Origin of the sequence: Flavobacterium sp. Root935, assembly GCF_001429295.1 — a bacterium.
GTDB lineage: Bacteria > Bacteroidota > Bacteroidia > Flavobacteriales > Flavobacteriaceae > Flavobacterium.
The window spans coordinates 221634-245494 of sequence record NZ_LMJL01000008.1; the positions used below are offsets into that span (position 1 = coordinate 221634).

Annotated in this window: 13 protein-coding genes; 7 read left to right on the forward strand and 6 right to left on the reverse strand. The window is 34.9% G+C overall.

The features are described from left to right. Nucleotides 1-170: 170 nt before the first annotated feature. From ASE40_RS06410 to ASE40_RS06430, 5 genes are all read right to left on the reverse strand, one after another. Nucleotides 171-2825 carry a beta-1,3-glucanase family protein gene (locus ASE40_RS06410; RefSeq protein WP_057116138.1) on the reverse strand — a complete coding sequence of 885 codons (2655 nt, stop codon included), beginning with the start codon at nt 2823-2825 and terminating at the stop codon, nt 171-173. 126 nt (nt 2826-2951) lie between these two features. Beyond that, the gene (locus ASE40_RS06415) at nt 2952-6902 is read right to left on the reverse strand and encodes a family 16 glycosylhydrolase (RefSeq protein ID WP_057116139.1); all 3951 of its coding nucleotides are present in this window, start codon (nt 6900-6902) and stop codon (nt 2952-2954) included. Nucleotides 6903-7119: 217 nt separating this feature from the next. Then, complete coding sequence (locus ASE40_RS06420) at nt 7120-10047, reverse strand: triple tyrosine motif-containing protein (protein WP_057116140.1); 2928 nt, start codon at nt 10045-10047, stop codon at nt 7120-7122. Between the two features lie 367 nt (nt 10048-10414). Further along, nucleotides 10415-11053 (reverse strand): HAD family hydrolase, encoded by a 639-nt coding sequence (locus ASE40_RS06425; protein WP_057116141.1) that lies wholly within the window; start codon nt 11051-11053, stop codon nt 10415-10417. 89 nt (nt 11054-11142) lie between these two features. Next, a complete protein-coding gene (locus tag ASE40_RS06430) occupies nt 11143-11607 on the reverse strand; it encodes an NUDIX hydrolase (RefSeq protein ID WP_057116142.1) in 465 nt (154 codons plus the stop codon). 155 nt (nt 11608-11762) lie between these two features. On the opposite strand from ASE40_RS06430, the gene ASE40_RS06435 reads away from it, so the two are divergent. Beyond that, a complete protein-coding gene (locus ASE40_RS06435; protein WP_057116143.1) occupies nt 11763-12932 on the forward strand; it encodes a DUF4861 family protein in 1170 nt (389 codons plus the stop codon). 143 nt (nt 12933-13075) lie between these two features. On the opposite strand, the gene ASE40_RS06440 is transcribed toward ASE40_RS06435, so the two are convergent. Further along, nucleotides 13076-14140: a substrate-binding domain-containing protein gene (locus ASE40_RS06440; protein WP_317039088.1), complete on the reverse strand. Its 1065-nt coding sequence runs from the start codon at nt 14138-14140 to the stop codon at nt 13076-13078. Between the two features lie 169 nt (nt 14141-14309). Here ASE40_RS06440 and ASE40_RS06445 point away from each other — a divergent pair, with 169 nt between their 5' ends. The 6 genes from ASE40_RS06445 (at nt 14310) to ASE40_RS06470 (ending at nt 23747) form a co-directional block, all read left to right on the forward strand. After that, on the forward strand, nt 14310-14759 hold the full coding sequence (locus tag ASE40_RS06445; RefSeq protein WP_057116145.1) for a YhcH/YjgK/YiaL family protein: 450 nt from the start codon (nt 14310-14312) through the stop codon (nt 14757-14759). A gap of 3 nt (nt 14760-14762) precedes the next feature. Further along, the gene (locus ASE40_RS06450) at nt 14763-15425 is read left to right on the forward strand and encodes a bifunctional 4-hydroxy-2-oxoglutarate aldolase/2-dehydro-3-deoxy-phosphogluconate aldolase (RefSeq protein ID WP_057116146.1); all 663 of its coding nucleotides are present in this window, start codon (nt 14763-14765) and stop codon (nt 15423-15425) included. A 131-nt stretch (nt 15426-15556) separates the two neighbouring features. Beyond that, entirely contained in the window at nt 15557-16369 is an 813-nt protein-coding gene (locus ASE40_RS06455) for an SDR family oxidoreductase (protein ID WP_057116147.1), read from the forward strand. Between the two features lie 122 nt (nt 16370-16491). After that, nucleotides 16492-17676 carry a mannonate dehydratase gene (uxuA, locus tag ASE40_RS06460; protein WP_057116148.1) on the forward strand — a complete coding sequence of 395 codons (1185 nt, stop codon included), beginning with the start codon at nt 16492-16494 and terminating at the stop codon, nt 17674-17676. Nucleotides 17677-17905: 229 nt separating this feature from the next. Then, nucleotides 17906-19534 (forward strand): DUF4955 domain-containing protein, encoded by a 1629-nt coding sequence (locus ASE40_RS06465; protein ID WP_057116149.1) that lies wholly within the window; start codon nt 17906-17908, stop codon nt 19532-19534. 124 nt (nt 19535-19658) lie between these two features. Next, the gene (locus tag ASE40_RS06470; protein ID WP_057116150.1) at nt 19659-23747 is read left to right on the forward strand and encodes a two-component regulator propeller domain-containing protein; all 4089 of its coding nucleotides are present in this window, start codon (nt 19659-19661) and stop codon (nt 23745-23747) included. Nucleotides 23748-23861: the final 114 nt, after the last annotated feature.

Below are 23861 nucleotides of genomic sequence, written 5' to 3' on the forward strand. Positions count from 1 at the left end.
TGTTTTAATAGATTAATAAACTCGTAAACATGGGACGGTTATTTGAGTTGCATTTTTTTATTTTTAGATTTCAGACTTTAGATTTTAGATTTGATTTAAAATCTAATTTCGTAGAACTAACACTACCTAATTTATTATCTAAATCTAAAGCCTGAGATCACTTTTTAAAACTATTTTTTTATGAAACGTTTGATCGTTTGTTTGCCCTCTTTTTCGAAAACTATAAAATAGATTCCTTTTCTGAGATGTGAAACATCAAAACTATTGTTGTTGATTTTTTGAGACGCTACAGTAGATCCTGTTTGAGAATCTACAATTTTTACGCTTCCTCCAGAAAGATCTGTTGTTACATAAAGTGTGCTTTCAACTGGACTTGGATAAACATTTAAAATTGTTTCGGCTGGTTCTTCAATTGTTTCAACTGAAGCCATTCGTGCTGTTCCTCCCGCTGTTTTTGTAATTTTAATCCAGTTGATATTCATTCCTGTATTCTGAATGTAGATTCCGAAATTGTAAGTACCTGCATTTACATTTACGGTTTGAGAAACGGTCTGCCAGTTCTGCCATCCTCCAGTATTTGGAATATCGACAGTTCCTAAAACAATAGCTCCTGCATTTAAATCAGATGATAATTTACCGCCTGTAACGCCGCTCGCTACTCTGTATTCAATTAAGTAAGAACCTGTTGTTGGAAAATTAATGCTATTATATGCTAACCAGTCGCCAGTTTCTGTATAACCAACATTTGAACCTCCTCCAGTATCTGTTGTTGCTTCAACCTGAATACCGCTCATCGCTGAATAATCTTCTGCTTGAATCAAAACTGAAGTTTGAGAACTGGTTGCTGGAACTAATTTCCATTGCCCGCAAGTCTGGTTGTTATTATCCCATTGCTGCACAATTGCTCCAGAAGCTGTACTTGCTCCTGCCACCTCAACAATTCTTCCGCTATGACGGGCAACAATTTTATAATAGCCATCACCAGTTGAAACCAAAATAAACTGCTGGTTTGTCGTTGCATTGTATGGATATTGCTCCACTCTTGCGCCATTGGCTTTATTGAAATTATTGATATCCATTGACATTCCACTATGGTTGGCAATGATTTTGTACATTCCGTCTCCTAAATGCGTGAAAGTAAATTTCTGATTGTTACCAGAATTCAAAGCCCCTTGATTGATTCCTGCTCCGTTTGACATGCTGGAATTCCAAACGTCCATGTACAAACCGCTATTTCTGTTTTGAAGAAAGAAAGTTTGGTTTCCTAAAGTCGTTGTTCCGTTTGCAATAACTCTAATCGAACTTACTTTATCATTCCAAGTGGCATTCAAACAAGTATTGTCAGAATTAATTACGGTTGAGGCACCTCCAAAATTATCATCTTGATATAAAATTGCCTGATAACCTTGAGTGATTTTTAGCGAAGAAATATCATCATTTAAAACACCTAAAGAATTTAAACGAGCTAGATTGTAATCACCAATTGTCAATCCGCCAGAGAAACCAGTGTAATTGCAATCTTTGTAAACTGTTATTACATCTGTTGTAGCTGGAACTGAAGGCGTAGTAAGTCCGTAATAACCTCCAAATGTTGCGATAACTTTTGTTGGCTGTGGCGAATGAAGCGATGGCGACTGATCGGCAACATCATCATACGCAAACCCATAAGCCAAATTATCGATATTAATTCCCGGTAAATGCCAGAATTTAGAATAATGATTGGTTGGATTTACTTGATAATATTTCGATGCATCGTACCAATTCTGCTGTCCAGGATTTGTCGTTGTTGTATTTACCACATGTCGATTAATCGCAGCTGTTAATTGCGCCTGAATTACAAGATCTAAATCTCCGTCCACCAATCTTCTGTCCAAAACGCCTTTTCCTTCAAGGGCTTCCTGCGTTGTTGGTCGGTTTTGTACACGTCCTGTTCTTCCAACAAAAGCGCCAGATTGCCCAACCATTTCTAATTGTTCTCCAATAACTCTTCCTTTAAAAACTCCCGCATCTCCTGCATAAAAAATCAAATCTTCATTTTTGTATTTATTCCAAATTGCGTCGATATATGATTTTAAATAGTTTGCGTATGGCCCTGATCCTTCGGCATAAGCTGCAGTTTTAGACGGCGCTGTAATTTCTCCAGTTGCATCATTGACACAGCCTTGAAATTCTGCTGGAACATTCGCTTTAAAAGCAGCAACAATATCAGCGTGCTTTTTCAAGTCTCCCACTTTCTTTTGATAACCGTTAGCACCAAACAACTCCAATCCCATTGGATATTTGTATGAATCTACTCTTGTTGGATTTCCGAAGAAACCATATTGATTATTGGTCAATTCGATCATTTCATACAAAATGCCCTGATTTGGATCTGTAGCATTCTGCGGATTTGGCGAAGCATATCCTGACGGAGCTCCGTTAGCACCAAAAAAGTAAAAATACAACTGTGAACCTTTAGAAATAAAAACCCTGCATCCTGCAATTAATGGTAACGTGAAGGTCTTATTTGGAATTTCACTCAGCTTAGTAAAACAAGCCGCATATTTGGAGTTTTGTCCTGGTCCTGTATTTCCGCCATAAGTGGGTCCTGTAACTGTGTTGTAAGAAGCACTCATTGGTAAAACCTGACTTGTTTTGGCATTTACCCAAACGTGATTTCCTGTAGTATAATCGATTCCTACAATGGCAACATATAAATCGCTGTCGGCAAACGTCGAATTATTACTAATCGTAAATGGTACAGGCCCTTGAGCATGCATTAGGCTTGAAAACACTAAAAAAAGTGTAATCAAAAAAGAAAATTTTTGAAGTCTAATTTTATTCATATCTAAATAGTTTTGGGGTTAATAAATAGATTCTAAAACCAAAGTCATTTTCAAATAAATGACTAACTAAATCCGTCAGGTACAACTGGTATGCCCTCCTTGAATTGCACCCAACGGATTTAAAAATTATTTCTTAATTAACTTCTTACTCCAGCTTTTTTGATCTGATTTGAAGTTCAGAATATAGATTCCTCTGCGAAGTTTGCTCACGTCAATTACGCTTTCATTTCCTTGAGGCTTGTTTTGCAAAATTAAAGTCCCAGAATTATCATAAATCGTAATGACTTTATTGTCTAGGTTTTCAGGAGATGAAACTTGAACATAATTTGTGGTCGGATTTGGATACACTGCAAAAACAGGTTCTTCAGCCAAAGGTTCTTCAGCAACATTCAAAGCCATTCTAGCTGTTGACGAAGATCCGTAAGCTTCAATTTCATACAATGAATATCCGTAAGGAGCCAAAGCTTTTGCTGTACATAAAATGCGAAGATATCTTCCCGTTCCGCTTACCGCTAAATCATCCGTTCCGCCATCGCTTGCCGTTTGTGTACTGATTGTTTCATTTTCTGTAAAAACATTATCTGTAGAAAGCTGTACTTTATATTGAGTCGCGTAAGCTGCTTCCCATTTTAACACTACTCTATTAAGCGTATAATTACTTCCTAAATCGACGTAAATCCATTCTGTTGCATTGGCAAAAGAACTTGCCCATCTTGATGCTGTGCCGTCTCCGTCAGTTGCTTTATTTGCTGAAAGTGTTGTATTTTCTTCGGTAGACGCAGTTGCTGTTTTGCCTAAAGCTAAATTGACATTTGGGTTTGATGTAATAGTACGAACTATAACATCGCTGAAAACCCCTGTTGCTAAAGTTCCATTCGCGTGAGATGTAACTGCCATTCCCACATAAATCGTATTGGCCATTACTATGGTTTTGGGAGTTCCAACTTGTGTCCATGTCGTTCCATTATCAGATGAATAAGAAGTGAATGTGTTTCCAGATCTTACGATACGAATCCATTTTGGGGCTGTTCCTGCCACAACTTGGGCTGTTGTTACTCCAGAAGTTGCTTCTCTAGATAAAAATTCTATACCAGCTGCAGTACTTACGTCTGTCATGGCATGTTTAGAAGTCGTCGTAAGCGTTTCACGGAACATTACTCCAGCTTTTGCATACGTATTGGTATTCGTTAACGAATTTACTTTAGCAATAATTTCAGCATCTCCTGTAATAGACTGATTTACAAATTGAAATTGATCTATTGTTTCCCAAATATCATTTCCTGAACCTTTAATTGTAAAAGTTCCGTTAGAATGTGATGCTTCTCCCGCAGGGGTAACAGCTCCTAAATCTGTGCTAATCCAAGGTGAAGGCAATCCTGCTGGTGTTTCTGTAGAAACTAAATTTAAAGCTCTGATATTATCAAAATAATAGGTATTTCCAGAATTCGTTCCCGGTTCAAATAAAAATACAAAGCGGTTTACTTCACTATCTAAAGTCGAAGCATCGGGCGTACTTACATATGTAAAAGTAATGGTGTGCCATGTATTGGTTTGTTTGACAACGCCTTGATAAATACTGTGTCTGCCAACAGGATAATTTGCAGGAACCGAAGCACTGCTTTCTGCCTGCCAAGAAATTATAGAGCCAACCGGCGCAGATGTGTAAACATCCATGGCGAATTTTTTAGTGCCTGCTTTAAAATCTCCAATATTGTTTAAAGTAGTATTGAAAGAGAAATTGTCATACATTTCAGTGGACTTACGAACGTATTTTCCAACATTCGAAGAAGTATTAATTCCCGATGCATTCGGATTTGCTATATTTGGTGTATACGTTCCGATAGCGTCTCTAAAAGTAATGTTATGGGTATTTTGATAATCTTCGTAAACAACTCCTGGTGTAAAAGTATCAGGTAGTTTGGTTGAACCAATTCTGATATTATCAAAATAATACGTATCGTTTGTATAAGAACCTGAATTAAACAATAAAACCATTTGATTCACAGCCAGATTCGAAGTTCCAGCATCCGGACTTGAATTGTAATAGAAAGTCAGTGTTTCCCATTGATTTTGTTTGGTTGTAATGGCTACGTAACTGCTATTTCTTCCCGTTGGATAATTGGCTGGAAGCGATGTTGCACTATTTTCAAAATTCATACTTACAACCGTTCCAATTGGCGCCGTTGTATAGACATCTATCATAATTTTATTAGTCTGACTTTTAAATAAACCAGCATCTTCGATCGAAGTTTGTGTATTAAAGAAAAGCACATCATACTGTTCTGAAGCATTTCGAACATACCTCGCCACATTTGCAGATGAATTAACAGAATTTGATCCCGGATTTGCCACAACAGAATACGTTCCCGTTGTCGTTCCTTTAATAATTTTATTGATGCCGTCGTAGTTTTGCAGAACATCTGTAGCAATAATTGGTTTTTCTGGTGCTGCTTTTGTCAATAAATTATCAAAATAATAGGTCGCTCCAGAATTTGAATTCGATTCAAAAAGGAAAGCAATATTATTGATTGTCAAAGCACTTGTGTTTGGATCTATTATTTTTTCAAACTCAAATTCAATAGTTTCCCATTTGTTTTGAACTGTAGTAGTCGCTTTATAACCGCTGTGTCTTCCGGACGGATAATTAGTGGCTGTGGTTACCAAACTATTTTCAAGCTGCATCGAAATTTTAGTTCCAACCGGAGCCGAAGTATAAATGTCAAAAGAAATTCTTTTTCTTCCGTACACATAATCATTAGCATTACTGATGACTACATTTTTAATATTGAAAACATCGTACAATTCAGATGAATTACGGACATATTTTCCTACCAAAGCCGAAGGATTAATTCCTGTTGCAGAAGGATTAGCAACCGCTTCTGTCAAAACTCCAGTTTTGTTGCCGTAAACAATATTTCTGTTGGATTGAAAATCTTCCTGAATTTTCTCTACAGGAATTACCGGTTCTGTTACAACTGCTAGCTTATATGTATTTGCCATACAGCCGGAAGTGGTCGCTGTTACCGAAACATCTCCGCCTGTAGTTCCCCAATTTACCGTAACAGCATTTGTTCCCTGTCCCGCAGTAATCGTCGCACCTGCAGGAACCGTCCAGTTATAAGAGGCACCAGTTATAGCGTTTATAGAATAAGTTTTGCTGCTTTCATTTTGATATACTTTTGCGTCTCCTGCAACTCCATATTTATAACTTCCGTCATAAACACGAACGTAATCTACCTGCAATTTTGCTGGAAAATCAGCAGGAAGCGGCGGTACCCCAGCTCCATTTACACTAGTATATGGAGTTCCGGCACTACCAACAGCCAGATTTAAAATAATATAAAACTGATTATCATTAAAAGGCCATCCGCCATTAACTGTTGTATTTGGAGTTGCTGTATGAAATAATACATCATCAACAAACCATTTTATAAAGTTTGGTCCCCATTCTACCGCATAAACATGAAAATCAGAAGATAAATCTGTTGGAGAACTATAGCTCCTTCCTGTAAAATGATATCCGTTTCCATCATAATGAATAGTGCCATCTACAGATTGCGGATTTCTGTGTTTGGCTTCCATAATATCAATTTCACCAGTATACGGCCAATTTCCATTTACGGGAAGCATCCAAAAAGCAGGCCACGCTCCCTGGCCATTAGATAACTTCATTCTAGCTTCAACTCTTCCGTATTTTAAAGCGTACTTCCCTTCTGTTGTTAATTTAGAAGAAGCATAAGGCTGATCTGGAAACTGTGACGTTGGCTGATATTTAGCCTCAATGTTCAAGTAACTATTCGTTCCTTCTTTTACAATTGTTGCCTGATTCGGTTCGTAACGCTGTGCTTCGGCATTTCCAAATCCGCAGAGCGATGGACAGCCGTTTCCTGAGATGCTTTGCCATTTGGTTAAATCGACTGTCGTGCCATTAAATTCATCAGACCAAACAAGCGTATTACATTGAGCTTGGGCTTTCAGAAATGGCAGCAGTAGAAATAAAACTGCAACACAAAATTGTTTTAATAAATAAGAATTGCTTTTCGGTGGTCGGCCGAAAAAAAAGTCATTTTGCTTCATTTTAAATAGGTTTTTAGTTAGTAAATGTTATTTCTTCAATAAATGCCATTTAAAAAAAATAGTTTGTATTTTCCGACAATAACAACGCAATATTAACTAAAAAATCAGGCAAGACTTACATTTTAGAGTACGGTTTGACTACGGTACTATCGAAGAAATGTACAAATCATCGATGAAAAGCATAAAATCACTTAAAATTTCACTTAAATGAGAAAAATTAAAAATTGAGAATAAATTCGGTAATGTTTGTATCTGATGGAAGCTGTAGTTTTTTTCTAATGCGATATCTGGTATCTTCCACACCTCTTACAGAAATTCCTAAAAGCGGTGCAATTTCCTTCGTATTGAAATTCATTCGCAAATACGCACACAATCGCATATCGCGCGGCGTCAATTCAGGATAACTTGTTTTGAGTCTCTGCATAAAATTATCGTGCAGCTGATTGAAAATTTCCTCAAACTCATTCCAATGTTTATCGCCCTGCAATTCATGATCGATCAATTTATTTATTTTGGTTAATAAACTGAAGTTGACATTAGGATCATTTTTCTTATCCATTTGTCCGATGAGTTCTTTTATAGAAAGTAGAATTTCATTTAAATGAATAAGATTGACAGTGTTTGAAGCTACTTTAGCATTTTTGAGATTAATCGTTGTTTCAAGATTCTCCCGCATTATTACCATATTTTCTTGTTCTAATGCCAATTTTTGTTCATTAAGTTCTGCGCGGTTCTGCAGTAATTCTTTTTCCTGATTCAAAATCAATTGCTGGCGGTCACGTTCAGCAAGATTTTTTTGGTATTTGATAATCGTATAAATCAAAACACCAAAGAGAATTAAATATAAAATATAAGCCCAAATCGTTCTGTACCAAGGCGGTAAAATTTCAAAGCGAAAGACAGCTTCTTCGCTTACAACATCATAAATATTTTTTGCCCTTACATGAAACACATATTCATTTTCAGGTAAATTGGTATATTCCTTTTCGGTTTGAAGACTGTATTCCGACCATTTTGGTTCAAAACCTTCCAGCCAGTATTCATATTTTGTAGCATCGGCTTCATCATAAAAAAGGGAAGAAAAAGAAAAATGAACAGCATTATTGGAATACGATAAAACTCTTGAAATTTCTTTTTCCGCAGATTTCGTTTTATTCGGAAGCACATCGTAACGACTTGAAAACAGCAGACTGTCTTTTGGAAAAATACATTTAACTTCTGAAATTACAGCTTTGTATTTGGTTTGGTATTTCTTGTTTTTGACTGAATTGTAATGAATTAATCCATCTTGTGTTCCAAAAAAGACATCGCCCTTTGTTGTTGGCTGAATATTTTCGAAACCTGGAACATATAAATATCTAAGTTTTCTAAACGGAAGTTCTTCAACATCAAAACTGCCATTTGCTTTTTTGGTCATTTTCCCAGTATTTTCTCCAGAAACGTACCAAATATTATTCTGATTATCCTCTTTTAATAACCGAATATGATTTTCCATTCCCAGATATTTTTTAAATATTGCATCTGGAATCATTTTGTTTGAAGATGTATTTTGTTTGTAAACCCCTTTCGTAGTTCCAAAAAAGATCTGATTATCAATTTTAAAAGTATTCAAAAATAAACTCGACGGAAAACCATCTTCTTGATTATAAAACTGCACATTAGAAACAGAGTCGAATGCGGTATTAAATTGAAGTTTAAAAATTCCTTTGTAACCGTGAGCAATCCAGAAATTGCCGTTCTTGTCCGTTTCAATTATACGGCTGCTTTCCTGAAAACCTTTTATTTTATGCTGATACACCCAAGAATTATTTATTTTTTTTAGAAGATACAAACCGCTGTAACCACCTGCAAGCAGTAAATCTGGATGGTTTGGAACTAAAATCCCTTTCCAAGCGCCGTCTACTTTTGCTAGTATTTTTGCCGAATTACCAGACACTTCATATATTCCGTTTTTTTCAAAAGCCAAAAGAGAATTTCCAAAAACGCCAATATTCCAAACATTTTCAGACATGCCAGAAATATGCTGAAAGTTGGCATTTTCACGTTTTCCGTTTTTATAAGCTTCCCAATCGAGCGAGAATAAACCGTTATCTGTAGCGATGTATAACTTGTTTTGATAAATTTGACTGCAGTATATTTTGGTTTCTGAATTTGATTTATCCAAAATCTTAGACAAAGGCGAAGAAATTTGAATCATCGAAATACCTTCTTTAAGCGTAACCCATAAATTTCCCTCCTTATCAGTTTTAAGATTTGTTACATAATCATTTTGCAAACCTATTTGTTTGTTGATATGCTGAATCAAATTTCCTGAACCATCTATAACTATCAATCCTGTTTGGCGGGTTCCAATTCCGAAATATCCATCTGAAAGCTGAATTCCAGTAGAGATTTGATTTTGCTTTAATAAATAATCAACTTCCGTTACAAAAGGTTTTATCTGATTATCAGAATAGATAAAAAGTCCATTCTTTTGTGTGCATAATAAAAGTTCTTTTTTTGTTTTAAAGATCTTTCTAATCTTCATGCCGGCAAATTTCTGAGCATTTGAAATTGCAATTAATGAGTCGTTTTTTAATTTCAATAATCCTCTTTCATTATCTAAAACATAAATCTCTTTATTGACTTCAAAAAAATCATCAAAACTAGAATTTGATTTTAAAACCTTGATTTTATTATTCTTATAAATAAATATTCCTTCGTAAGAGAAAAAGATTACATTCCCATTTTGAATAGTAGTGTGAAGTACATCGCCAAAATTTCGAGCTGAAACAGGAAGTAATTTAACCAGCGAAGTGTATCGATATTGGCCATTAGGCAATTGCGTTGTAAAACCATAGTCGCCTTGTGCTCCAACATAAATTTTATCGTTTTTATCGATTGCCAGCGAACGAACCATACTTCTGTTTTCAGGCTGTGTAACAATACTCCATCGTACACCGTCGAACTGCATGATTCCAAAGTGGTTCGCAAAAAACATCATCCCTTTAGAATCTTGTACGACATCTCCGTTTTCGGAAGCTGCTTTATATGTTTTCGGATTATAATTGGTTATAAAAGGAACACCAATCTTTTTAATCTGGGCTTCGATTGAAGAAACGAGTAATAGTGATAGAACTAAAATTCTAATTATAAATTTCGTCATTTTGTCTGTCTGTAGGTTAATTGCATGTGACTTTTGGGAAATCACATTCTAAAGAATGACTCTTTGGGAAAAGTCTTTTTCTAGCTAAATCATCCGATTTTTCTAATGAAGCATTACAAATTCACCATAAAAAACGCATTAAAAAAACGAATGTACAAACTCAAATATATGAAATTTAATTTTAATGTAACAAATTACATTTGTTTTTAAGAATATGGAAATTAGAAAAAATCTAAATTTGAATTAGATTTAAGATTATACTTGACGTTTCCTCCGACTTCGCTCAGGATAACATCTAAAACCTATTTACTGTCAGGCTGAGCGAAGTCGAAGTCCTCAGAACCTGAAACCTGAAACCTGAAACAAATCAAACTCCAAGAATATCACTCAGTTCCTCATAAGTATAAAAAAGCATTGCACCTTCTTCTTCCAAATCTGAGTTGTTATAACCATTGGCAAGTCCAAATACTCTAAATCCGCCATCTATTCCAGCTTTCACTCCTGCTTTACTGTCTTCCAGAACTATACAGTCACTTACCTCAAAACCCATTTCATTTGCGGCATACAAAAATATTCCAGGATCTGGTTTCCAGCTGTTAATTTGATAGGAACTGTAAATCTTATTTTCAAACTTATCCAATAAACCAGATGCCTCAAGATTTAATCTGATTTTTTCAACAGGTCCGCTTGACGCCACACAATAGGCAATATTCAATTTTTCTATAAATGACACTACGCCTTCCATGGGCTTTACTTGTGTTTTAAAAGCTTTGAAACTTTTTTCGCGATATTCTGCTTCAAAAGATTCCGGCAGTTTTGCTCCGATAGCATCTTCGATATGAAGAAAACAATCTTTTAAATTTCGACCGTTAAAATTTCGGTATGCATCTTCAATTTCCATTTCAAAACCATACTCAGCTGCCATTTCAAGCAGTATCCCATTCCCAATTTTTTCTGTATCTACCAAAACTCCATCGCAGTCGAAAATAATACACTTCACATCCATATTCTTATTTCATTTTAATTAATCTGATAAATGATTCAGATGATAAGAATGTAAATTACAAAAATTATCTCATTAAGAAAACAAAGAAATTAAAGTGAAGCCGAAATTTTAGAAATCATTTGAACGATAAAATCGGCTTGAGCAGGATTTATTTTTTTTAAGGCATCGTGCGTTTGAAACCACTCTCCTCTGTCGACTTCAGGGAAATTTGCTAGTTTTCCAGATTTTGGAGGCCATTCCATTTCAAAATCATTGCTTTTTAGCAGCGTTTCATCAAATTCAAATTCAACCGCCCAAGCATGAACAACTTTACCAGATTTCAATTTTACATATTCTAGTTTTATGAAATCGCCATCGACCTCGAAACCCGTTTCTTCTTTAAATTCACGAATTGCAGCATCAAGCGGATCTTCGTCATCTGTAAACTCTCCTTTGGGAATCGACCAAGATTCTAAATCTTTGTTTTTCCAAAATGGTCCGCCTGGATGAACTAGAAAGAAGAATACTGTTTTATCAATGAATTTATAGGCTAATATGCCGGCGCTTTGTTTCATTTTATCTTTATTTTAATATTTAAAGATAAGTTTAAATTATTAACTTTCTTGCGACTTACTCTCACTATCAATAATTTGTACATATTTACTCCAATAGTGTATTTCTGTTTGCTTTTTGATTTGTATTTTTATGAAATAAAAAAGCAGCATACAAAATGAAAAAATATCTTTTACTTACCGCAATTCTGGCAGCGAACTGTACAGTTCAATCTCAAAACAAAACAATTACAATTATCAATAATTTGCCTGTAAACCGAGAATTTGAAACAGTTGAATTAACTAAAAAAACGCTGGGATTAAAAGCAGATGCTAAACTTGAAAATTATGCTGTAAAAGAAATTAGCAGCAATTCATTTCTAGAAACCCAGACTGTAGACAATGACGGCGACGGAATTATGGATGTTCTTTTGTTTCAGCCCAAAATAAAAGCTTCTTCAAAGCAAGATTTTGAGATTTTAGTCGGTACAAATCCTTCTGCGTCCAAAGTCGTTAGCTGTTATTCACGATTTGTTCCAGAAAGAACAGATGATTACGCTTGGGAAAACAACAAAGTCGCTTTTAGAACTTACGGTCCTGTGGCTCAAAAAATGGTGGAAGAAAATATTCCAGGCGGAACATTAACCAGCGGAATCGATGCCTGGCTAAAAAGAGTAGAATATCCAATTATTAATAAATGGTATGAAAAAACCACAAACGGAACTGGAACGTATCATAAAGATACTGGAGAAGGTCTAGATAATTTTCAGGTTGGTCCCAGCCGAGGTATTGGCGGAATTGCTGTAAATGTGGATGGTAAATATTATTTTTCTAAAAATTTCATCAGTTGGAAAACTATTACAAATGGTCCGATTCGAACGAGCTTTGTTTTAACCTATGCTGATTGGGATGCGAAAGGCAATAGAATAACCGAATCTAAATTGATCAGTTTGGATTATGGAAGCCAGCTTTCTCGCTTCGAAATCAATGTTACTGGAACTAAAACTATTGCTGCTGGTTTGACACTTCATGATAAAAAAGGAACTACAGGAACAAACTTAGAAAAAGGCTGGCTGAGTTACTGGGAGCCTATTGATGATTCTGAAATTGGAATGGGTTTAGTAGCGCCAAAAGGTTCTTTAATTAGCTTTGATAATCATGTTACCGATGAAAAAGATTTAAGCAATCTTTATGGAAATATCTCTGTAAAAAATAATAAAGCAATTTATTATGCTGGTTTTGGATGGAAAAAAGGAAGTCCGTTTCAAACTAAACAAGAATGGGAAACTTATTTGAGTGCTTTTGCTGAGAAGATTAATAATCCTTTGATGGTGAAGGTTAAAAAATAGATTTTATTCTCATTTTTGTCATTTCGACGGAGGAGAAATCTCCGTAAGAAGCTCCCCAAAGAAAGTCACCAAACTTTGTAGAGTCGCTTGTGAAGATTTCTCCTCCGTCGAAATAACAAAATAGCGTATCACGCGTATTTAAATCATTTCCTAACAGGAAAATAATTCTCTTTCAAAATAATTTCTAACGGAATATAATGTGTACGTTCAACATCTTCCTGAAGAACTAGTTTTTTATACAAATAATTAATCCCCATATAACCTTGGTCTTCTGGTCTTTGATTGATTAAAAAATCGATTATTCCTTTGTTTAAATATTCGATATTTTCTTTCAACAAATCAAAACCAATAATACGGACACCTTTTATATTATTTTTTTCTAAAAATCCAGCGACAATATACGCTCTGGAATTTGGCACAAAAATGCTGCTTACGCCAGAGAACATTTCCAAATTCAACTGATCTATTTTGGAATCTTTTAAGGTGACTTCTGAAAATTTAAAATTCGTCAGTTCGTTATGATCTTTAAAATAAGAATAAAAGCCATCGATACGCTGTAAGTATACCGAAGTACTTTCAATTTCTCTCGTAATTTTAAAAATCAAAACTTGTCTCTCATTTTTTACTGCAAAACTGATTAATCTTCCCGCTAAATAACCGCTTTGAAAAGCATCTTGCCCTACGTACGCATGTTCATTTCCTTCAGAAATATTAGAATCAATCATTACAACTGGAATATTTTTCCTTTGATATTCTTTTAAAAACTGAACAGAATCTTCATAAAATATAGGGGCAAATAATAAACCGTCACAATCAAACTGCATAACTTTTTGAACAGTTTCTTGAAATGAGATCAGATTGTAATCGTAGAAAAAATAATCCAACACAATTCCAAATTTGCTAAACTCTAAAGCCGCTTTTTCAATTCCCTCAACCTGACTTTTCCAATACTCCAAGGTTTCAGACTTTGGAAGAAAAACTGCAAAATGAAATTTTTTATTTAACGCCAGGTTACTTGCCAGTATATTTCGCTTATAACCAAATTCTTCAATTATAACATTAACCTTATCCACAGTTTCCTGCGCGACTTGTCCGCGCTTGTGTATAATTCTGTCGACTGTTCCCGGCGAAACATTCGCTAATTCCGCAATTTTCTTAATTGTTATGATATTGATTCTTTTTAAGTTAAAAAAATAAAAGCAGTGCAGTAAATTTAATTTATTTTATTAAAAATAAGTTGTTTTACACTTCATTTTACATACATTTGTAAAATACCGTGTACGCACACGCAAATATACACATAACATTAAAAAAACAATTCTTTTTTCTGTTAATCAACTAAAATAGACGATTAAAAACTAAATAATTTCTAACCAAATGATAGTAGATTCACTACACAACGCAACAAAATATTACGGTCTGCATCCCAATTTTAAAAAAGCATTCGATTATGTAAATCAAAATGATATTGACAATTTGGAAGAGGGGGCTTTTGAAATTGGCGAAGGTTTAAAACTAATTGTAATTGTCGGACAAGGAAATACGAAAGAAGAAGCCGTTAAAGGTTTTGAATGCCACGACAAAAACATAGACATTCAGATTTCAATAAAAGGACCAGAAACTTTTGCTTGGAAACCCAGAGAAAAATGCGTAAACCCAAATGGCGATTACAGCGACGAAAGAGATGTTCGATTTTTTCATGATGCCCCAGACACTTTCTTTCAATTGCAGGAAAAACAATTTGCCATATTATTTCCTGAAGATGTACACACCGCAATGATTGGAGAAGGTGAATTGAAAAAAATTGTAATTAAAGTAAAAATATAAGCCATGAGTACTATTCAGAATTCTATTGATGTGATTCTAAAACAAGGAATGCTTCCTTTATATTTTAATGCTGACGAAAATAAAAGTATTGCTGTTTTAAAAACACTTTACAACGTGGGAGTTAGAGCCGTGGAATATACCAGCAGAGGCCCTGAAGCTCTTTCTAATTTTAAGAAATTAATTGAAATTAGAAACGCCGAAATGCCTGGAATGCTTTTAGGAATTGGTACTATTAAAAACTTAGAACAGGCAGAAACTTATTTCTTGGCTGGAGCTGATTTTTTTATAAGTCCGGGTTTTGTTCCTGAAGTAGCTTCATTTTTAATTGGTAAAGAGGTTTTATACGCGCCTGGCTGCATGACTCCAACTGAAATTATTGCTGCTGAAAATGCCGGAGTTCAATTCATCAAACTTTTCCCTGGAAATATTTTAGGGCCAGACTTTATGAGTGCTATCAAAGATGTTTTTCCAAACTTAATTTTTATGCCGACTGGAGGCGTTGACACTACTCGTCAAAGTATTGAAACTTGGTTTAATGCTGGTGTTTCTGCTGTGGGAATGGGAAGTAAATTAATCAGTAAAAATGTTATGGAATACGAAGCTTACGATACAATCGAAAATGAGACTAAAAGAGTATTAGAACTGATTGGAGCAATAAGAGGTTAAATTTAAAATTCCAATTTTTGAAATACCAAATTCCAATTAAGAACTTAAAAATTAAACTAAATATTTATCATACTTTATCTTTCAAATTGAAATTTGGAATTTAAACTATTGATTTTTTAAATAACTAAATAATGGATTCAATATTCAATCTAAAAGGTAAAATTGCACTTATAACAGGTGGTGCTGGAGTATTAGGAAGCAACTTTGCAAACGTTCTGGCTAAACAAGGTGTTGTTGTTGGAATCGTTTCTCAATCGCTGGAAAAAGCGGAGAAAACGGTACAAAACATAGAAGCAAATGGCGGCCAGGCATTTGCCATTCAGGCGAATGTTCTAAACAAAGAAGAATTAGAAAAGGCAAAAGATTTTATCGTAGAAAAATACGGTCGTCTGGATATTCTAATTAACGCTGCAGGAGGAAATATGCCGGGTGCGACAATTCAGCCCGACCAAGCTGTTTATGATATGAAAACAGATGATTTGCAAAAGGTTGTCGATTTGAATATTATTGGAACTATGCTTCCATCTCAGGTTTTTGCGGCGCTTTTTGCTAAGCAGAAATCAGGAAATATCATTAATATTTCGTCAGCATCGGCACAAAGACCTTTAACTAGAGTTGTAGGTTATTCGGCATCAAAAGCGGCAATTGATAACTTCACACAATGGATGGCAGTTGAACTGGCTCAAAAATATGGCGAAGGAATTCGTGTAAACGCTATTTCTCCTGGGTTCTTTATTGGCGAACAAAACCGCGCTTTATTATTAACTCCAGAAGGAAAACTGACTCCGCGCGGCGAAAAAATTATCGATCACACGCCAATGGGAAGATTTGGAACTCCAGAAGATATTGACGGTGCTTTGTTGTTCCTATGCAGCGATATGTCAAAATTCGTAACTGGAACAATCTTAAAAGTCGACGGAGGTTTTGCTGCTACAAGCATTTAAGATTTCTCACGTCCTGCAAGGTTTCTAAAACCTTGTGGGTTTAAATTAACATCTCTATAAACAAAAAACATACCTACAAGGTTTTGGAAACCTTGCAGTAATCAAAACAAAAAAAATCAAACATGGAACAAACATTAAGATGGTTCGGACCAAATGACCCTGTTTCTTTACAAGATATTGCACAAACTGGAGCAACTGGAATTGTAACCGCATTACATCATATTCCAAATGGAGAAGTTTGGAGCATCGACGAAATCATTAAACGAAAAGTTGAAATTGAACACGAAAACGGTGATCCTAAAAAAGGGGCTTCTGGTTTAACTTGGTCGGTTGTGGAGAGTATTCCGGTTCATGAAGACATTAAAAAACAAACTGGAAATTACCTTCAATACATTGAAAATTATAAAGAAAGCATTCGAAATCTGGCTTTATGCGGCATCACATGTGTCTGTTATAATTTCATGCCCGTTTTAGACTGGTCAAGAACCGATTTATCTTATACGGTTGAAGACGGTTCTAAAGCGCTTCGTTTTGACATTAATGCTTTTGCTGCTTTTGAATTGTTTATTTTAAAAAGACCAGGCGCAGAAAAAGAATATTCTGAAACTCAAATTCAAAAAGCAAAAAGCTATTTTGAAGCCATGACAGATGAAGATAAAGTAAAATTACAACGTAATATTCTAGCTGGACTTCCAGGTGCCGAAGAAGCTTATACGGTTGAAGATTTCTTATTTACTTTAAGCGCTTACAATCATATTGACCGACAGGCTTTAAAAGATAATTTATTTTACTTTTTACAGCAGATTATTCCAGTTGCCGAAAGTAAAGGTGTCTTAATGGCTATTCACCCAGACGATCCTCCCTACCCTATTTTAGGTTTGCCTAGAGTGGTAAGTACGGAAGAAGATTTAGTGGAATTAATGAATGCAGCACCTTCTCCATCAAACGGATTTACCATGTGTACAGGTTCTTATGGCGTTAGAGCCGATAATGATTTACCTGGAATTGTAAGACGTCATGGCGATAAAATGAATTTTATTCACTTAAGAAGTACGCAGAGAGATGAAGAAGGAAGTTTCTACGAAGCCAATCACCTTGAAGGTGATGTTGATATGTACGAAGTGGTAAAAGCAATTCTAGAAGTCGAAAAAAGAAATAACAGCAAATTACCAATGCGTCCAGATCACGGTCACCAAATGCTGGACGATTTAAAGAAAAAAACAAATCCGGGTTATTCTGCGATTGGCCGTTTAAGAGGCTTGGCAGAATTGCGAGGACTTGAATTGGGGATCAAACGATCTTTATAATTTGCTTGCCACAAAGGCGCTGGGTTGCGATTTATTCTAAGCCACAGATTAAAAGAATTAAGGAGATTTTTTCACGCAGATTTGGCAGATTTAAGAAGATTATTTTTGAATAAATTAACTGCTTAAATCTGCTCAAATCTTTTTAAAATCTGTGTGAAACAAAAAACTTCGCATCTTAGCGCATTCGTGGCAAACAAAAAAACTAACTAACCACACAACCACAAAAACCATGATTCGTCCAGCCATAACTATCTTTTGCAGCCTTGTTGTAAATATTACAATGGCGCAGGAATTACCAAAAATTCTATCTCATAAAACCAATTACCTGCCAGATTTTAGCTATGCAGGTTATCATTTTGGAGAAAGCAAACTTCCAGAAACCGAAGGAAAAATTATTAACGCCGCTGATTTTGGCGTAAAAGTAAATGACAATCTAGACGACTCAAAAGCATTCCTCAAAGCTTTAAAAGCAGCAAACGCAGTCGATGGAAATGTAATTTTACAATTACCTGCAGGCCGAATTATTCTAAGCGATATTCTCTACATCGAAAGAAGCAATTTTGTACTTCGCGGTGCAGGTTCTGGTGAAAACGGAACTGAAATCTACTGCCCAAGACCAATGATGTATCTTAAAGATCCTGAATCTCTTGCGGAACTTAGAGAATACCTAACCTCTTTTGATAAAAGACAACGCGAACCCGAAAATAATATTGACTTGCCTTTTTCGCAATATGCATGGTCGGGAGGATTTATCTGGACACAGATTCCCAATGAACGTGTGAAATCTTATTTGGATAAATATGAACCCGAACCTAATGTGTTAGCAAAAGTCAGTTCTGGAAAAATGGGTGAATTTGTCATTAATATTTCCGAAGTAAAAAATTTAAAAGTCGGCGATATTGCCGAATTGCAGTTGTTTAATAAGGATGGCGAAAACGGCGAAATTATAAAAGATTTATATCAAGGGGCAAAAGTCAAGCCTGGTTCGCATCATTGGAAATTTCCAAAACTTCCAATTGTAAGACAGCAAGTTGAAATCGCTAAAATATCTGGTTCTAAAATTACCTTAAAAACACCTTTAACTATTTCAATAAAGCCAAGTTACCAAGCACAACTCGTTGAATGGAAACATTTAAATGAAGTCGGAATAGAACATCTTCGGTTTACTTTTCCAGATATTCCGAGAGTGGCGCATCACGTTGAACCCGGAAATAATGCAATTTTCTTAACGCGCCTTTTTAACAGCTGGGTAAAAGACGTCAAAATTACCAATGCCGACAGCGGTATTCTAGCCGAAGAAGTTTCTAATGTAACCGTTCAGGATATCATTACCGATGGTCCTCATTTATCGCATTATACCGTAACTTTAGGAGGCGTTCATAATGTTTTAGTCAAGAACTTAAAAATCTACAATAAAGCAGTTCACCCGTTGAGCTTCAATACCTTTTCTACTAAAAATGTGTATCAAAATTGTGAGATTTTTGAAGACGCTCTTTTAGACCAGCATTCAGGAGCAAATCATCAAAATTTGTTTGATAATATTACGGTTCATATTACTGCTGATAAAAATAACAGCTATTACCTATTTGGCGGCGGCGGTGCTGATTACTGGAAACCTTCGCACGGACCTTTCAGTACTTTTTGGAACTTAAATGTTCAAGTTTCAAACCCAGATCAGACTAAACCTGTTTTATTATACGGAATGAAAGACGGTGCTTTCGCCAGAATCATTGGCGTTCATGGAAATACTAAATTTGAAATCAAATACGATGTTGATCCTTATATTGAGTTTTTGAATACGGAAATAGAAAAAATTCCGTCTTTGTACGATTATCAATTAAAAAAGCGATTGAAGTAAAGTTCTTATTTAATCTCGCAAAGTCGCTAAGACGCAAAGAGAAAATTTAAAAAAACTTAAAAAAGAAAACTTTGCGACTCTGCGACTTTGCGAGAATTCAATTCACAATATAAAACTACGCGCTATGAAATTCAAAATAGCTCTCTTGTTTATCGTATTTATCAGCGGAAATTTGTTTTCCCAAAATAAATACCGTCTTAAAAACATCTCTACGACCGACGGGCTTTCGCAGAGTTCTGTCATTGCCATCCATCAGGATAAATTTGGGCAGATGTGGTTTGGTACACGAGACGGATTGAATAAATATGACGGCAGCAGATTTACTATTTTTAGAAATGATACTAATGATAAATCTTCTATCAGCAACAATGATATTCTGGCAATTGAAGAAGATAACTCTGGTAAAATTTGGGTGGGAACTTACAATGGCTTGAACTGTTATAATCCTGTTTTGAATAAATTTACAAGATATCTGCATACCAAAGCCAATCACACCATAAGTAATAACGCCGTTTGGAGCATTAAGGAAATTGGAAGTGAAATGTGGTTCGGAACTTCAAAAGGATTAACGATTTATAATAAAAAATCTGGATTATTTACTTCGGTTTTCCATTCAGATGATGATGCTTCTACCCTTCCAAGCAATAATATTCTAAGCATTCTAAAAACCAAAAAAGGCGAAATCTGGATTGGAACCACAAAAGGTTTATGTCACTTAATTAGTCGAAAAAACGGTAAATTTCAGTTTAAAAATTATCCGCTGAATAATTTTGATTTATTGAATGTGCAGTCGGTTATAGAAGATAAAAATGGTAATTTATGGGTTGGAACAAAAAATAAAGGTCTTTTAAAATTCGATCAAAAACAGAAATCTTATGTTTCTTTTTTGGACAATGAAAAGTTCAGAGAAATTAATACAGACATTCGATCTTTAGTAATTGACAATCAAGGTTCTTTATGGATTGGAGCTTATGACGGAATCTATATTTTAGGTTTGGATAAAAGTCTGCAGAAAATAAACAACAGCAATAACAGTAACGGAATCGACAAAGTTAAGTCACTTTTTAAAGACAAAAAAGGTTCTATTTGGATTGGCTGTTATTACAAAGGCGTGAATCTTTGGGACGTTTCCAATGTCAATTTTTCTAATTACAATCAAAATTCAAAAAAGATTCCGATGAGTTTTGATGTCGTAAGTTCGATTATTGCAGATAAAAACCAGAACATTTATTTTGGAACAGAAGGCGGCGGCATTACGATTTATAATAAAAGTACAGAAACCACAAGCTACATCAACAGCAAAACTGGGCAGACAAATAAAAATGACATCAAATCGATGTGTCTTTCTGACGATCGTATTTTATGGATTGGTACTTTTTCTAAAGGATTATCTGCCTACAATACGATTACGAAAAGAATTCAAGACAATCGAATTGCTTCTGATTTAACGGATTTACTGAAAGAAACCGGTGTATATTCTCTTAAAACAGAAGGCAGTATTTTATGGATTGGAACTTTTGGAAAGGGATTAATTCGCTATAATACAACAGATAAAACTTTCCAGCTAATTGGAAACGACAATACAAAATCTGTTTTTCTGACCAATAATATTATCCGAACTATTTTAGTCGACAAACATAATTTTCTTTGGGTTGGAACTCAAAACGGACTGAACCGCATTCCTTTACGAAATTTTAATCCGAAGCAATATGCAATTCAGCATTTCTTTTACGATCATTCCTCTTTATCAGGCGATGATATTTTGACTTTGTTTCAGGATTCTCAAAACAAAATCTGGGTCGGAACAAAAGCAAAAGGACTTCATTATTTTGATGGAAAAAAATTCAACCGCATCAATCTCAGAATTGGAAATACTATAATAACTTCTATACATTCTATTTTAGAAGATGATGATAAAAACCTATGGATCAGCACCAATCAGGGAATTATCAAATACAATACAAATCAAAAAAACATTGTCATTTACGATCAAAAAGATGGATTAGCAAGTAATGAATTCAATGACAATTCGGCTTTAAAATTAAGTTCAAATCAATTTTATTTTGGAAGCCCGTCTGGTGCGACTTATTTTGATGCATCGAAAATTTCCTTAAATCAATATGCGCCGCAGGTTTTAATTACTGATTTAAAAATTAAAAATGAAACCATAAATCCAGGCGATTCAGCCGAAATTTTAGAGAAAAGCATTGGTTTTACGCAGACTATTACATTAGATTATGACAAAGCCAATTTCTCTATAAACTTTGCAATTCCAAATTACATTAGATCCAAAAACAATCAATACAGCTATCGCTTAACGGGTTTGGAAAACAACTGGACCACTACAAAAAATTCAGAAGCCAATTTTGCTATTCAAAATCCAGGAACTTACACTTTTGAAGTCCGCGGTGCCAATAACGACGGCATTTGGAACAAAACTCCAACGACACTTACCGTAATTGTAAATCCGGCTCCTTGGCGCAGTATTTGGGCATTTTTGTTGTACGGAATCATAATTGGGTTAGGATTATACGGTTTGATCTGGATTATGAAATCGAAAGCCAGATTGAAACAAAAACTCGAATTGGAATATCTGGAAAGTAAACGTGTGGAAGAAAACAACCGTGCTAAACTGGATTTCTTTACCAATATCTCGCATGAATTCAGAACACCTTTAACATTGATTTTAGGTCCGTTACAGCAAATTCTGGCTGACTATAACGGAACGAACGAAATGTATAAAAAGCTTTTAGTAATTGAAGGTAGCGCGAATCATTTGCTAAGCTTAATTAACAGATTAATGGATTTTAGAAAACTCGAAAACGATCAGGCAACGCTGGAATCTGCAAACGGAAACATTGTAAAATTCACCAGGGAAATCTTTTTATCGTTTATAGAATATGCCAAAGACGGCGGTTACGAGTATACTTTTGAAACTGATGATGAAGAAATTCTGGTTTATTTTGACCGATACAAACTCGAACGTGTTTTTTATAATTTGATTTCCAATGCGTTTCGATACACACCAAAAGGCGGTTCAATCAACATTAAAATAAATCACGATCAAGAAAATCTTTTTATTGCTGTTGAAGATTCTGGAGTTGGTATTTCGGAAGAACACATCGATAAAATTTTTGATTTGTTTTTTGAAATTCCGATGCACAATCAAGTTCAAAAAAACTACAATAAAGGAACTGGAATTGGACTTTCGATTGTAAAAAACATTGTAAAACTGCACAAAGGAAACATTGATGTTAAGAACAAACCAACAGGCGGTGTTATTTTTAAGGTTACACTTCCGCTTGGGCGAAACCATCTTTTAGACAGCGAAATTATTCCCGATTTTAAAATTAGTGATGATATTGCACAATATACCGCACAATTAGAACCATCGGAAGTAATCGAAAACGAAGACATCGAAGATTTAATTGTAAACGACGAAAAACAAACGATTTTAATTGTTGAAGATCACAAGGTTTTGAGAAAGTTCATGAAAAACCTGCTCAAAAAAGATTATAATATAATTGAGGCCGAAAACGGAAAAATTGCTTTTGAAAAAGCACTAAAATTTGTTCCAAATTTGATTATCAGTGATGTTATTATGCCAGAAATGGTTGGAACAGAACTTTGTTCGAAAATAAAAGAAAACCTTAAAACCAGTCATATTCCTGTTATTTTATTGACTTCGAGATCTTCATTGGTTTATAAATTTGAAGGATTGGAAAGCGGTGCCGATGATTATATCAGCAAACCATTCAATTTAATGGAATTCAGACTTCGCGTTAAAAACATTTTAAACACTACTGAACGTTTAAAAATCAAATTTTCAAGCGAAGACAGTTTTATTCCATCAGAAATCACAGTTTCTTCTTTGGATGAAGAATTATTGAAAAAAGCATTCAAGATTGTAGAAGAAAACATTTCAAACGAACAATTTGACATTCCGTTCTTCTGTTCAGAATTAGGTGTCAGCCGTACCATGTTATTTCTAAAAATCAAAGCTTGGACCAATTGCACACCAAACGAATTTATTCACGAAATCAGATTAAAACGCGCCGCTCAATTATTAGAACAAAACAAACTAAATGTTTCAGAAGTGAGCTATAAAGTCGGTTTTAACAATCCGAAATACTTCAGCAAATGCTTTCAAAAAAAATACGGAGAAACGCCGTCGCAATACGCAGACAAATTTTATAAAAAGTGTGAGATGTAAAGTGTGAAATGTGAAAAGTGAAATGTTAGATGTGAAAATTTGAATTGCTAAATGTGACATCTTTTACTTCTTACTTTTCTTTTTACATCTAACATTTCACTTTTCACTTTTCAC

What these genes read in the sequence shown, in the direction of transcription:
- ASE40_RS06470 (WP_057116150.1), top strand. Translation starts at nt 19,659, where the DNA reads ATGAAATTCAAAATAGCTCTCTTGTTTATCGTATTTATCAGCGGAAAT.
- uxuA (WP_057116148.1), top strand. Translation starts at nt 16,492, where the DNA reads ATGGAACAAACATTAAGATGGTTCGGACCAAATGACCCTGTTTCTTTA.
- ASE40_RS06450 (WP_057116146.1), top strand. Translation starts at nt 14,763, where the DNA reads ATGAGTACTATTCAGAATTCTATTGATGTGATTCTAAAACAAGGAATG.
- ASE40_RS06410 (WP_057116138.1), bottom strand. Translation starts at nt 2,825, where the DNA reads ATGAATAAAATTAGACTTCAAAAATTTTCTTTTTTGATTACACTTTTT.
- ASE40_RS06465 (WP_057116149.1), top strand. Translation starts at nt 17,906, where the DNA reads ATGATTCGTCCAGCCATAACTATCTTTTGCAGCCTTGTTGTAAATATT.
- ASE40_RS06415 (WP_057116139.1), bottom strand. Translation starts at nt 6,902, where the DNA reads ATGAAGCAAAATGACTTTTTTTTCGGCCGACCACCGAAAAGCAATTCT.
- ASE40_RS06445 (WP_057116145.1), top strand. Translation starts at nt 14,310, where the DNA reads ATGATAGTAGATTCACTACACAACGCAACAAAATATTACGGTCTGCAT.
- ASE40_RS06435 (WP_057116143.1), top strand. Translation starts at nt 11,763, where the DNA reads ATGAAAAAATATCTTTTACTTACCGCAATTCTGGCAGCGAACTGTACA.
- ASE40_RS06455 (WP_057116147.1), top strand. Translation starts at nt 15,557, where the DNA reads ATGGATTCAATATTCAATCTAAAAGGTAAAATTGCACTTATAACAGGT.
- ASE40_RS06425 (WP_057116141.1), bottom strand. Translation starts at nt 11,053, where the DNA reads ATGGATGTGAAGTGTATTATTTTCGACTGCGATGGAGTTTTGGTAGAT.
- ASE40_RS06430 (WP_057116142.1), bottom strand. Translation starts at nt 11,607, where the DNA reads ATGAAACAAAGCGCCGGCATATTAGCCTATAAATTCATTGATAAAACA.
- ASE40_RS06420 (WP_057116140.1), bottom strand. Translation starts at nt 10,047, where the DNA reads ATGACGAAATTTATAATTAGAATTTTAGTTCTATCACTATTACTCGTT.